This window comes from Bradyrhizobium sp. CB1717 (genome assembly GCF_029714325.1).
Taxonomy (GTDB): domain Bacteria; phylum Pseudomonadota; class Alphaproteobacteria; order Rhizobiales; family Xanthobacteraceae; genus Bradyrhizobium.
The window spans coordinates 5,729,893-5,742,877 of sequence record NZ_CP121666.1 but is presented as its reverse complement, the minus strand read 5'-3'; the positions used below and the strand labels follow the sequence as shown (position 1 = coordinate 5,742,877).

12 protein-coding genes are annotated in these 12,985 nt (G+C 62.0%); 2 read left to right on the top strand and 10 right to left on the bottom strand.

Translation table 11 applies throughout. The features are described from left to right. Nucleotides 1-45 precede the first annotated feature (45 nt). The 3 genes from QA649_RS27425 to QA649_RS27415 form a co-directional block, all read right to left on the bottom strand. Nucleotides 46-255 carry a cold-shock protein gene (locus QA649_RS27425; protein WP_008141931.1) on the bottom strand — a complete coding sequence of 70 codons (210 nt, stop codon included), beginning with the start codon at nt 253-255 and terminating at the stop codon, nt 46-48. A gap of 266 nt (nt 256-521) precedes the next feature. Next, the gene (locus QA649_RS27420) at nt 522-854 is read right to left on the bottom strand and encodes a DHCW motif cupin fold protein (RefSeq protein WP_283019922.1); all 333 of its coding nucleotides are present in this window, start codon (nt 852-854) and stop codon (nt 522-524) included. A gap of 392 nt (nt 855-1,246) precedes the next feature. Then, complete coding sequence (locus QA649_RS27415) at nt 1,247-1,618, bottom strand: nuclear transport factor 2 family protein (protein WP_283019921.1); 372 nt, start codon at nt 1,616-1,618, stop codon at nt 1,247-1,249. 150 nt (nt 1,619-1,768) lie between these two features. On the opposite strand from QA649_RS27415, the gene guaA reads away from it, so the two are divergent. Further along, on the top strand, nt 1,769-3,367 hold the full coding sequence (gene guaA / locus QA649_RS27410) for a glutamine-hydrolyzing GMP synthase (RefSeq protein WP_283019920.1): 1,599 nt from the start codon (nt 1,769-1,771) through the stop codon (nt 3,365-3,367). A gap of 486 nt (nt 3,368-3,853) precedes the next feature. On the opposite strand, the gene QA649_RS27405 is transcribed toward guaA, so the two are convergent. The 7 genes from QA649_RS27405 to QA649_RS27375 all read right to left on the bottom strand — a co-directional run bounded on the left by QA649_RS27405 (nt 3,854) and on the right by QA649_RS27375 (nt 10,554). After that, on the bottom strand, nt 3,854-4,597 hold the full coding sequence (locus QA649_RS27405; RefSeq protein ID WP_283026109.1) for a hypothetical protein: 744 nt from the start codon (nt 4,595-4,597) through the stop codon (nt 3,854-3,856). Nucleotides 4,598-5,208: 611 nt separating this feature from the next. Further along, entirely contained in the window at nt 5,209-5,628 is a 420-nt protein-coding gene (locus QA649_RS27400; RefSeq protein WP_283019919.1) for a cupin domain-containing protein, read from the bottom strand. 92 nt (nt 5,629-5,720) lie between these two features. Continuing rightward, the gene (locus QA649_RS27395) at nt 5,721-7,157 is read right to left on the bottom strand and encodes an MFS transporter (RefSeq protein WP_283019918.1); all 1,437 of its coding nucleotides are present in this window, start codon (nt 7,155-7,157) and stop codon (nt 5,721-5,723) included. Nucleotides 7,158-7,233: 76 nt separating this feature from the next. Further along, nucleotides 7,234-7,635, bottom strand: coding sequence for a hypothetical protein (locus QA649_RS27390; protein WP_283019917.1), 402 nt, complete (start codon nt 7,633-7,635; stop codon nt 7,234-7,236). 223 nt (nt 7,636-7,858) lie between these two features. Beyond that, nucleotides 7,859-8,392 carry a DUF1993 family protein gene (locus tag QA649_RS27385; protein ID WP_283019916.1) on the bottom strand — a complete coding sequence of 178 codons (534 nt, stop codon included), beginning with the start codon at nt 8,390-8,392 and terminating at the stop codon, nt 7,859-7,861. Between the two features lie 178 nt (nt 8,393-8,570). After that, nucleotides 8,571-9,146, bottom strand: coding sequence for a cytochrome P460 family protein (locus tag QA649_RS27380; protein ID WP_283019915.1), 576 nt, complete (start codon nt 9,144-9,146; stop codon nt 8,571-8,573). 367 nt (nt 9,147-9,513) lie between these two features. Beyond that, nucleotides 9,514-10,554, bottom strand: coding sequence for a hypothetical protein (locus QA649_RS27375; protein WP_283019914.1), 1,041 nt, complete (start codon nt 10,552-10,554; stop codon nt 9,514-9,516). A 685-nt stretch (nt 10,555-11,239) separates the two neighbouring features. Between QA649_RS27375 and QA649_RS27370 the strand changes: the two genes are divergently transcribed. After that, the gene (locus tag QA649_RS27370; RefSeq protein ID WP_283019913.1) at nt 11,240-12,949 is read left to right on the top strand and encodes a GMC oxidoreductase; all 1,710 of its coding nucleotides are present in this window, start codon (nt 11,240-11,242) and stop codon (nt 12,947-12,949) included. Nucleotides 12,950-12,985: the final 36 nt, after the last annotated feature.

The window sequence follows — 12,985 nt, the reverse complement described above, 5'->3', positions numbered from 1 at the left end:
CTGGCGTTCTGCCGGTACGTCCGTGGTCAGAACGCTGCGCCGGCGTTAGCCGACGCGGAGATTGTCAGCCGACGACTTGCCGCTGCGGCGGTCGGCGACGATGTCGAACGAGACCTTCTGACCCTCGTTGAGGGAGGAGAGGCCAGCGCGCTCGACGGCGCTGATGTGCACGAACACGTCCTTCTGGCCGTCGTCCGGCTGGATGAAACCATAACCCTTTTGGGTGTTGAACCACTTCACGGTGCCCATAGCCATGGGAATTTCCTTCAATTAGTTAGAGACAGTACGCACGTGGACCGGTACGCGTCGCTGCGCCCATAGCCCTGATGAGTCGATGTTTTGGAGAAGTCATCTGAAGCGTGCGCGCCTGTCTTAGACGAGGCGAAGCGGCCCAGTCGTTCGGCCAAGTATCGATGATCACAATATAGCGAGATATTTGGACTTCTTCAAGGCACCACCCGTGGTCCGGCGCGTCCCGGAACTTTGCTATTTTGCGGTGCAAATACACCGCGAGTCAGCCCTCAATCGACGATGAAAAGCGTCGCGCCGGTGGCCGTCGAGGACCGGTGCGCGGCGTCGCCGAAGTCCGAGACCTGGTAGCTCATGCCCGCCGTCAGCTTGAACTTGCGGCCGTCGCGCAGTTCCGAATCGAGCTCGCCCTTGACCACGAAAATGACGTGGCCGCGGTCGCACCAATGGTCGGCGAGATAGCCCGGCGAATACTCGACCATCCGCACCCGCAAGTCGCCGATATTGAGCGTGCGCCAGAGGGCCTGTCCGGTCTCGCCGGCATGTGTCGTCGGCGCAACCTTGCTCCAGTCGGTGACGGTGAAGGGGGAGGCGGGGAGTTTCATCGGGGGATCCTGTGTCAGAGCCGGCAGTGTTTTTGTTATCGCACGCCGCGCCCGCAGTCTCCGTCATTGCGAGCGTAGCGAAGCAATCCAGAAATGCATCCGCGGCGGCAGCCTGGATTGCTTCGCTGCGCTCGCAATACGCTTGTGGCACGCCCGCGCCTCGCTCTCGCTGTCATCGCCCGGTTCCCCGCTTTCGCGTGGAATGACAGCGGTGGGTGGGGCGCGCGCACTGTCCGCACATGCCAATCCCGTAGGGTGGGCAAAGCATCCGGCTTCGCTCGAATAGCGAAGGCGGATGCGTGCCCACGGCTCTTCGCGATCCGGAAAGAGCTCGTGGGCACGGCGCAAGTGCGCCTTTGCCCACCCTACGAGGGCTGCGGAAAGGCGAGCCGTCAGCCCGCCAAATGGTTCGCCGACCCCTGCACGATCAGCCCGGCATCGTTCACCCGCAGATACTCGCAGATCTTCTTGCCGCGCTCGTTGGCGTAGAACACCACGACACTGTCGGGGCTCACGAACACATCGATCAGCGAAAAGTGCAGCTCCGGCAAAAGCCCCAGTGCCTTGCCCCAATACGCCCGCAAGCTCTCCTTGCCGCGCACCGTTCCGCTGGCGTCGAATCCCATCACCGGAATCCGGTCCGAGGTCATCACGGCCGCCTCGTCATAGAGCTTCAGCACGCGTTCGAGGTCGCGCGCGTTCCAGGCCTCGACCCAGGTCCGGCCGAGCGCGGCGAGCGTTGATGGCTGATGGTGCTGTGACATGGCAAATTCTCCCTGATCGGCCCCTGTCGCTGGCGGGGCAAATTAGGTCAATAATACTTACCTATATCGATTTGTCCATGCCCAAAGAAGAATGTGGGCGCGTGGGCCAGCGCGGTTGCGGGGAGGGGCCGTGTCGCGTATCTGCTTGCCATGACAGCAGCACAGAACGACCGCTCCGCGTCGACGTCCTCCGTGGCCTCGGCGCATGACAAGATTCTCATCGTCGACTTCGGCAGCCAGGTGACGCAGCTGATCGCGCGTCGCGTGCGCGAGGACGGCGTCTATTGCGAGATCGTCCCGTTCAACAAGGCCGAAGCGGCTTTTCTGGAGATGAAACCGAAGGCGGTGATCCTCTCCGGCGGGCCGGAGTCGGTGCATGAAGCCGGCTCGCCCCGCGCCCCGCAGCTGATCTTCGCCTCCGGTGTGCCCGTGATGGGGATCTGCTATGGCCAGATGACCATGGCGGAGCAGCTCGGCGGCACCGTCGAGGGCGGCCATCACCGCGAATTCGGCCGCGCCGATGTCGAGGTGAAGGCGCAGAGCAAGCTGTTCGAGGACGTCTGGTCCTCAGGCAGCAAGAACCAGGTCTGGATGAGCCATGGCGACCGCATCACAAAAATGCCGCCGGGCTTCTCCGTCGCCGGCACCTCGCCGAACGCGCCCTTCGCGATCATCCAGGACGAGAAGCGCAAATATTACGGCCTGATGTTCCACCCCGAAGTGGTGCACACACCCGACGGCGCAAAGCTCATCCGCAACTTCGTGCGCAAGATCGCCGGCCTCACCGGCGACTGGACCATGCGCGCCTTCCGCGAGGAGGAGATCGCAAAGATCCGCCAGCAGGTCGGCAAGGGCAAGGTGATCTGCGGCCTGTCCGGCGGTGTCGATTCGGCCGTGGCGGCCGTGCTGATCCACGAAGCGATCGGCGACCAGCTCACCTGCGTCTTCGTCGATCACGGCCTGCTCCGCCTCGACGAGGCCAAGACGGTCGTCGACCTCTTCCGCCACCACTACAACATCCCGCTCGTGCACGTGGACGCGTCAAAACAGTTTTTGGGCGAGCTCGAAGGCGTCACCGATCCCGAAGTGAAGCGCAAGACCATCGGCCGCCTCTTCATCGAGGTGTTCGAAGCTGAAGCCAAGAAGATCGGCGGCGCCGACTTCCTCGCGCAGGGCACGCTCTACCCCGACGTGATCGAGAGCGTCTCCTTCACCGGCGGACCTTCAGTCACCATCAAGTCGCACCACAATGTCGGCGGCCTTCCCGAGCGCATGAACATGAAGCTCGTCGAGCCCTTGCGCGAGCTGTTCAAGGACGAGGTGCGCAAGCTCGGCCGTGAGCTCGGCCTGCCCGAAATCTTCGTCGGCCGCCACCCGTTCCCGGGCCCGGGCCTCGCCATCCGCTGCCCCGGCGACATCACCCGCGACAAGCTCGACATCCTGCGCAAGGCGGATGCCGTCTACATCGACCAGATCCGCAAGCACGGCCTCTACGACGAGATCTGGCAGGCTTTTGCCGTGCTGCTCCCGGTGAAGACCGTCGGCGTCATGGGCGACGGCCGCACATATGACTACGTCGTCGGCCTCCGCGCCGTCACCTCCACCGACGGCATGACCGCCGACTTCTACCAGTTCGACATGAAGTTTTTGGGCGAGACCGCCACGCGCATCATCAACGAGGTGAAGGGCGTGAACCGGGTGGTTTACGACGTGACCAGCAAGCCGCCCGGGACGATAGAGTGGGAGTAGTGCGTCCTGCTGATATCGCGTAGTTTAGCGTGGTCTGGTCGAGTTGTTCTCGCTTCCTTCGCATTGAGAATTCTGACCGAAGTAGTTGGCTTGGCTTATCCCGGTAGAAGTCCAAAATCCATTGCGTCTTCACTAATGAAGTATCGCAGCGCGTTGGATCGTACAGAAGGGCCGGGTCCCCAAAGCTTAGCTTCGAGCACCGGCAGGCGTTGGCGCAAGCGGCCCGAATTTGATTGGCCACGCTGTTCTTGGCCGTTGTTGGCTGAAACTGGCCATGATGGATTGGAACGAGAGTTTTAGTTTTCCAATTAGCTAAATGGCGGCGTGTGCACGACGTGTGTATCGAGAAGCCCAAGAAAATCGAGGGACAGCCAACTTGATCAGGCTGAATCGAACACGTTGCAGCGTCGCCAGGGCCCGCGGATGATTAGGGAAGCCGCGAGTTTGCACGGATCCTGTTCCGAGTGTCTTCGAAAGGACTACTCGCTACTCTTGCCCAACGGAGGCCGCCGCCGTAGTGCTCACCAAGAGACCCTGTTGCGAGTTGGGCGTTAGCTCGACCACCGCGGCGTTGGGGCTGCCCAGCTGAGCAACTTTGTCGGTAGTGATGAGATTAGTCACTCGCAATTCCTCCCGAGAGAGCTCATGTAAATCTTCCCACGGCGGAACGTTTAGCGACAGTGACAACAAATCACCCGCGCCGCCCATGTCGAAGGTGTATTTGGCGAGACGTCCGATATCGCGCTCAACGGTCATGAGATCATATGCGCTGTAGCTCGCGGCTCGAGCATTGTCAGCGCGGTCGCCCATCCAGATCTGATGCACGCGGACATGCGCTTGTTCAGGCACGTAACGCGACTTGCCCGACAGCAGCAGAAAAACGCACATGGATTCGCAGTAGGCCTCCGGCGACACGTGGGCGCGCTCGCCATGTGCGCCGGGGGTAAGCACGCTCGCCCCGACGGTCGTGAACATTTCGAGCGCCCGGAACCGCCGTCCGAGCGCGATCGCGTCGTTGACCGAGCCGCCGCCGGAATCCAGCACGACGGTTTCGCCCTTGAGCCGATAATCGCGTGCGAATGCATCGAAATCGCTTGGGGTCGCGGCGGTGACGATGCCGACTGCGCTGATCCATCCTCGGCAATTCGGCTGGCAAGCGACCCAGCTGAACTTCATGGGCAATTGGCGTTCCTCGAGGGCGGCGCCGGCGTACGCCGAGCGGCCCGGCATGGCCCCAAGGCCGAGCAATGCGATGCAACAGGTGGCGACGCTGAGCAACGTCCAAGCTCGGGTAGTCGCTCGGCGAGCGAGCATGAATCTCATTCCTGGGCTGGATATCGGGTGGAATGAACCGCGTCACAACGGCTTGGGTACACCGGCGACTCCTGGTGCCGCCGGGTTGGTCGGTACAGATCCAGAATCGAATCTTAGCCGGGACTGATGTTTGGTGCGCCATTGCGGGCCGGGGCCACGCATGTAGTGCAGCTCGGGTCGGTAGCTGTCGCGCACGTCCATAATCAGGTTGTGAATGACACTGGCGAGGTCGGAAGCAAACTCAGTCATCCTACGAGCAAAACATGAAAATGCGGTTGCACCCATTGTTATCATCGATGAACCTCTCCTATTTCTCTCGCCGCTAAACACATCGGCCGTTAGGCCCAAGCGTAGGCTCCGAGAGATGGGCCAAGCCATTGCACAGAGGTTGATCCCCCCCTGACCTTTGGCTGAGAAGAGCACACCAAGGCTTAGGCCCTGCGCACGAGGGCCCTGCGACTGATGGGAAGGTCGCAGGCCAGCCGCATGTGAAGACGGCCCTTGTTCATCTCAATGCGCCTGAAGGTTCATTTGATGGGCGTGGTCAGAGGGCCGTCGTAGGTATCGAGGACGAAGACAGCGAGCAGCTTTGCTGACTCGGTGTTGCTCGCGTTGCGGCTGGTCGAATGGATAGCGCCCGGCGGTTCGGACCAGCTCTCGCCTGCCCGATAGATTCGCGTCTCGCCGTCATTCACCTTCGACTCGATCGCGCCCGAAATCACATAGGCGTAGATGAAAGCCGACTTCGCGTGGGTGTGGGGCAGGGAGGCCGCGCCGGGCGCGTAATCGACTTCCACGGCGATCAGCGACTTGCCAGGGACATTGGGAATAGCCGCCTCGAAGTTCTTCGTGACGGTTTGCGCTTCGCTATCATGGGCGTTGGTGGGGCCGGCCATCGAGAAAACGAGGGCGGTGCAGGTGGCGGCGGTGATGATTCGGATCTTCATGGGCTTTCTCCTTCTGCCTATAGGTTGGTCTTCGTTCTTCATTTTTTCTCATCCCGGCCTTGCCGGCCTGCTGATTACGAACACCGAACGGGTCAGTCTCGCGGGATGAAGTCGACGTGGCGCCCCGGCTCGATAATGAACACCGCGAGCGTGGCAAGAACGCACGCGACCGCGGCGACAGCCATCGCCATGTGGAATCCTGAGAACAGCCGAGGACCGCCTTGCTGCAGGACGCCGCCGAGCAGGGCGATGGCGAAGAGGGACCCGGCGCGCGAAACTGCGCTGTTGACGCCAGATGCGGTTCCGGCGCGATCGGACTCGACGGAGGTGAGGACGAGGGTCGTCAACGGCGCGATCGTCAGGCTCATGCCCAGCGCCAGCAACAGGATGGGGGGGAAGATATCCGCCCAATAGGTCGCGTTTGAACTGACACGGAGCGCCATGGCGCATCCCAAGGCGACGACGGCGCCGCCGGCGAACAATGGCAAGCGCCGGCCGAATCCGCGGCAGAGCATGCCGGCGAGCGGTGAGATGACCGTGATCAGCACTTGCAGGGGAATGAAGGCCAGGCCCGCCACCAGCGTCGGCAGGTGCGCGCCCCGGATCATCACGAACGGGATCAAGGTTAGCACGACCGTGAACGCTCCGTAGAGGAGCGCGGTGAACAGGTTTGCGCCGATGACCGACCGCGAGGCGAAGAGGGACGGGGGCAGCATGGCGTTGTCGCCTAATCGCCGTTCGGTCACGATGAGGCAGGCTAAGCCGCCCAGACCGACGATTAGGGTGACGAGCACCCCAAAATTCACACCGGAACCGTTGGTCAGGCTGGTCAGCCCCGCGCCCAGCCCGCCGAGCCCGACTGTCGAAAAGACCGCGCCACCGATGTCGATCCGGGCGTGGCTGGTCGGGGAGTCCTTGGGTATCCACGCGGTACCGATAGCCAGCGCGCCGGCGACGACGGGCAGGAGCATCAAAAAGGTCGTCCGCCAGGAGCCGTGATCGAGGATCGCGCCGGCGATTGCGGGCGCGATGCCGCTGGCGACAGCCGCGGCGGCGGACCAGATGCCGACCGCACGTGCTTTTTTGTCGGCGGGAAAGGCCTGCCCAAGCACGGACAGGCCGTTGGGCAAGATCAAGGCTTCGCCCAAGCCTTGCAGGAAGCGGCCGACGATGAGTGGGGCGAAACTCGGCGCGAACCCGATCGCGGTAGCGCCCAGGCCATAGAGAGCGATCCCGGCGAGGAAGATCCGCTTCTGTCCGAACCGGTCACCCAGGGCGCCGGCGACCAAGGTCAAGGCTGCGAGCGGCAGGAGCTCGGCGTTCAACACCCACTGCAAGTCGAGTGGCGACAGGCGCATGTCTCGGCCAATCGCCGCGAGCGCGACGGTGACGACGGCGCTGCTGACGAACACGAGGCCGCTGCCCAGGCTCGACGCGGCGAGCACCTTCGTGCTGCCCTGCGCGCCAACAGCCTTAGGCTCGGTGAGCGCCAGGCTGCGGTCGGTCACGATCAGGGACGTGCTGCTCACGACCTAATCCTCAGGTTGGGTCGAGCGCTGCGCGGCGCGAGCTCGAAGCCGACGAGCTCGACGCCGGCACAGCCGTTCAACCCGCCGTGCGCGTGTCCAATCGCGAACGCGCCTCGACGGGCTTCTCCGGCGCGTTAAGGACTGACGTCGTGAGCAGGACGGCGGCGGCGAGGACCCAGTAGTACCAGGCGTCGAGCCCAACGAATTTGAAGGCAAACGGAGCGATGATAAACACGACCCCGACGGCGCGATCGACCCAAAGGTGGAGCCAGTAGGGAATGATGCGGACGAGCCCGGTGGGATGGTCGGTCAGGGCGGCCAAGAGTAGCGCCGCGACACCGACGACAACTGAAAGCCACATTGCGACCGGTCCGCTCTGGCCGAGCTTCAGCGCGAACGGCGCTCCGATCAAGACGATCGCGACGGGATAATCGATTAGGTAGGCGTGGATAGACTTGGTGATGAAGCGGAACGACATCAGTGACTCCTACGTTGTTGGTTGCTCGACCGGGTCCTTGCGACGCGGAGAGTGCATCCAGGCAAGAGGATGATCACCGCCTTATGCTGGCAGGCACCCCGCACAACGTCACAGGTCAGCCCGGTTAGATGCACAGAAAAGCTATGCCGGCACGCTAACCTTTGGAAATGTCCGGTCGTTATGGTTTCCATTCCACTCGCCCCGCGCCATGGAAGCGCGCCTCTTACGAGTAGTCACCGCCGCTTTGCTGAGTGAGGTTGCCGAGGTAGTCACGCTTCCCGATCGTCGCTCCAAGGTGCCGGAGGATCGCGTGCGCAATCGAGATGTGGAAGAAGAAGTCGGGCAGCACCAGGTGCCGGATGTAGTCTTCGCCGCCGAACCACCCGCGCACGATAGGCGGCGTCAGTTCGTATGTGTGGGACTGCGCGCCGGAAATCTCGTCGGGCTGCACGTTTTGAAGGAAACCGCGAGTCTCAAGGAGCCGCCTTTTTAACGCTGGATACATCATCGGGGTGTTTCTGGGTGCTGGCGGATCATGCTGCATCAACTTCGCCACATGCGCCTCGACCTTGTTGCAGCTTACGGAGAACTGTTCTCCGAAAGTAAGCATGTTGGGCGCGAGCCGCTCGCCAAGAATCCTCCCAGGCTCAAACGCCTTGGTCCGTTCAAGTGCTTGGGCGTGGTCGAGATAGTCGTCCATTACGTTCAGTCCATGCACCATGACAGGGACTGTGATGTCATAGACCGAGAAGGACACGCCGAACTCCATGCGCTCGTTTGTAGTCTGAAAGTCGGTCGGACCCGACAGGTCGATAACCGAAGTGAATGGTCACAATGACTCCTCCTGTCTCACGGCTTGCCACACCAGCTCGCCGGACTCGACAGTGGCCTCCGCGAAACAGCAGCAGGAGGAGAGCGCCTACGCATGCGGCCGCCTAGTCACGCAGGACGGGATATCCGTTCACGTAAATCCAGTCGGTGGCCTTGGCGGGCACATGGCACCCCTGGCAATCGGTGTGGTAGTCGGTAGAGGTAGTCTTGAGCGGCTTGTCCGCGTCGAACCACGACCATCCCCACCCGTCGCCCCACAACGGGTTGTCGGGATGCGTTCCCTTGTTGTCCTTCACCATGACGAACCAGCCCTTGAGCTTGTCGGCGTGGCTTACTGTGCCGGTGGTCATCTCGTTCGTCGAGGTCGCGAAGACCTCTTTCACCAGAACGGCGCCGTCCGGGAAGTGTCCCGTCTTTTGGTAGGCGTCGATCGCCCCCGGGGATGCGTAGACGGTGTGCATTTCCTTCGAGCCCTGGCCGCTGTCGGCGGCAATCGCCCAGCTCCCCAGCGTTTGGTAGACGGTTCGGTAGTCTGCCGGCACGCGCAGGTGCCCGGAGGCGTCCACCACTTTCGCGGTTGGGCCGGCCGGAGCCGCTCCGCTGATCTGAGCGAGCGCCGCCACGGTGCCGGCGACCAGCGAAATGGCGACAGCCAGGCCGACAGTCCTCGATAATTTCATTGGGCGCTCCTTTGCTGCCCGCGCACGGCACGGCGGCTCGGCGCAATGGCTTCAATCAATGTCGGGGCAGCCGCGTGTTCGGCCGACCAGTGGACCTCAGGATCGGACGCAGCCGGCGAAATGAGAAATTCCGTTTGGACATGCATTCGATAAGCGCGGGGTATCATTGCCTAAAAGCGCTGTGCGCGTGCGTCCCGTCTGACTTCGATCAACCGTCGAGGACGCCGTACAACACCGCCTTGAGGTCAAATGACAGCGAATCGGAGAGGTCAACCGCCACGTGAGCGGCGGCAGGCCACCCAGGTCGGGGATTCCCGCGAGCCTTGCGCAGAACGGCGTATGCGACCGCGATAATCACGTTCGCAAGTCACGAAGCCAATGCACCGATCCTGACGCCGCACATTCCCGCGATGATCGCGGCCGCGACGATGGCGCTCATCGCGACGCAGACACTCCAAAGGCGATTGGCATTACGTTCGTCTACACCGTGCGCGATCAGCACCACTCTGAGCCCTGAAGCAAGGTGGCTCAGGACGAAGAAGGCCCCGAGCGCGTAGTGAGGCAGCAGACGGATATTCCATGCGTCATGAATGAGCCCAGTCGGGGCTCCGATCGCGAAATTCCAATCTGTCGGTATGCCGAGAAAGCTTCGCGCGTAGACGAAGACCGAGTTCATGTGGCCGAGAATGTACACTGAGAGATAGGCTCCCGAAGCGACCTGATAGGTCCGCTGGGGGTCATGCGCTGCGGCGCTCCAGCGCCAGGCCAGAAAGAGGCCGGTGCCGATTTGGAAAAGCATGGCCGCCACCAACAGCGGTTCACCTACGGCAGAGCGATAAACCACGCGTCCGATCGTCATAACGGCCGCATGCGCATCCGGCCCTATCAGGCCGAACAGATGATTGGTGAGATGAAACACCACGTATAGGGACAGGACCGCGGCCGTCACCCCGTGGACCACCCGCCAGCCCCCGACTGCAGGCGCAGCTGCGGCGACCGGGTCTCGGGCAGACTGCGACCAGATCGCGATTGCGAGCCAAATCGCGCACCAGACGACCTCGTCGGGAATAGGGCTTTTGATCAAGGTCTGGACAACGCCGAGAAAGACATAAAGCGTTGGCGACACCACGCTGGCATAGGCGAGGCGTCTTGAACCGGGATTGGACGTCGGACGACAAGCCAGAGCGATCCCAAGAAACGGCACGACGAACGCCACGACCAGGATGAAGGTCGCGCTGACGATTGCGAACGGCGGCGGGCTTACGGCCTGCGTGCCGACGATGGCATGAAAAGCATTGAGCAGAAATGGATAACAAATCGCCGCCGCTGCGGGAACCAGAGCCAAATAGTCAAAGTACTTCTCAAGAAACCTCGTGCGGTTCTGCCGGCGAACGAATGCTTCCATCATAAACCTATAATGCCACAACAAAGAAACCAGCGTACGAGACGACTTCCAAGTCAGGTTTGAAAACTTGCCTACGCGTATTGCTGGCGGCCGTGCCGTCGAGCTAGTGAGTGCTCCGATCTGTGTCAAGGCAACGGGCGATGGTTGCTTCAGCCGAAGCTTCCGCAGAGTCTGGTCATCTCCTGAGCAATCTTCGAATGCGTTGGCGCGCAAAATGACCAATTCGTTCAAGAGGGGCTAGGTCGTGAAAATGCGTTTGAGTTATTCATGCGGATCATGAATGTCCACAGCGCCCCGCGCGCTTCTTGCCGTTCTCGTGCGTCATGTACGAACATCTCTCGGGGCTCACTGCACAAAGTTCGCGGCACCCAGTTGTGCAAGCCGCGACGGCATTCATTGCCGATTCAGCGACTGAACGCGGCTTAGAAGTCTCTGCAGAACGGAAACGTCACTTTCGCAAGCCATGCGGGCTCGTGGCATTCCTCGGTACGGCATCACGCCGCGCGGCGAGCGGCAATAACGATCGTCTATCGACTCCATGGCGAGAGGTGATTTCCCTCGCCGGCGTTGCATGGTCACTCTCGAAGCGCATGGTTCAATCAATCTCGGGATCAGGCACCGCGATGGCGCGCCGCCAGTCACGGGTGTTGATTGAACGACACAAATGGCGCGAAAGAGAAAGACGCTGATGTCCCAAAAAGCCTACGACATTGTCATTGTTGGTGCGGGCGCGGCCGGCTGCGTCGTTGCGAGTTATCTCGCCGTACACACCGATGCTTCGATCGCGCTGATCGAAGCGGGCGATACGGATCGCGATCCGTTCATCCACATTCCTGCTGGCTTCGCCAAAATACTAGCCCACGACCGGCATGTCTGGAAATACGAGACGGTTCCTCAGCACGGCACCAAGCGAGCATATCGTTCAGGCAAGGTGCTCGGCGGCGGCTCCTCGATCAATGCGATGTGCTACGTCCGTGGCCAAGTACGCGACTACGCCGCGTGGCAGGACGCGGTCGGCGACACCGGCAAATGGTCGTATGAAGACCTGCTTCCCGTCTTCATGGCGCAGGAAGACAACGACACCTTCCACGACGAATATCACGGCATCGATGGTGGTCTGGCGGTCCAGCTGCCCAAGGGCATCAACGAGCTGAACCAGTATTGCCTCAAGGCCTTCCAGGAATATGGGCTTCCCTATAACCCCGACTATAACGGCAAGAGCCAAGTCGGCGTCTCGCCGGTGCAGTCAACGGTCGGAAATCAGCGCCGGTGCAGCGCGGTCGACGCTTATCTGCGTCCGCACCTCGCCTCAGGCCGCATCACTCTTCTCACCGGCAAGACGGTCGCTCGCATCCTCGTCGAGAACAAGCGGGCTGTCGGCGTCGAGCTCATGGACAACGGCCTTGAGACGATCATGGCCGGCGAGGTTGCGCTGTCGGCCGGCACCGTCCATAGCCCGAAGATCCTTATGCACTCGGGCATCGGGCCGGCCGAGCAGCTGCGCCAGCACGGTATCGCGGTGATCGTCGATTCTCCGGAGGTGGGCGAAAATCTCCACGACCACGCGATCGTGCCGGTCCGTGCCTACGTAAAGGGCGATCTCGGCTATCAGGCAGCCGCGCAGGGCCTCGGCAGCGTGAAGGCGGGCCTGCGCTATTTCGCCACCAAGGATGGCCCGGCGTCAGGCAACGGCATCGAGACGGTTTCCCACTGGAATCCGTCCGACTTCACTGCCGATCCTACGATCCAATGCTATCACGTGCCTATCATCGCGGCCGATGGAATCAGCCCGACGGGCGATCGATCCGGCATCACCTTCGAACTCGTGGTGCTTCAGCCCAAGAGCCGTGGCTGGGTGCGGCTGGCCGACAGCGACCCGACGTCGATGCCGCTCATCAACCCGAACTTCATGGGTGAGGAAGAAGACCTGAGGGCCGCGGTGGAATCGGTGCGCGCAATCCGCAAGGTCATGGCGCAGGAGTCGCTGGCGCCGGTGATCGCGGAAGAGATCGAGCCCGGCCCGCGCATCCAGTCGGACGCCGAGATCGGCGAATGGGTGAAGCGTGCCGTGACGACGATGTTTCATCCGGTCGGCACGTGCCGGATGGGCCAGGATGCGCGAGCGGTGGTTGACGCAAGGCTCAGGGTCCGCGGGGTCGATGGCCTCCGGGTGATTGACGCCTCGATCATGCCGAACATCACTAGCGGCAACACGAACGCCCCGACCCAGGCGCTCGCGCGCCACGCCGCGGCAATGCTGGTCGAGGATCTGAACCGGACTTGGGGAGCTCCGGCGCAAGCTGGCGACGGCGCTGGCAGCAGTCTCCCAGCCCGTCAATCTCTCCTTGTCAATTGCAACATTCTAAGTCCTTGGGGAGACGGAAGTGAGTGTGCCTGACAGAACGGAGTATCCGGCTCCGGCGACCCGGCTCGA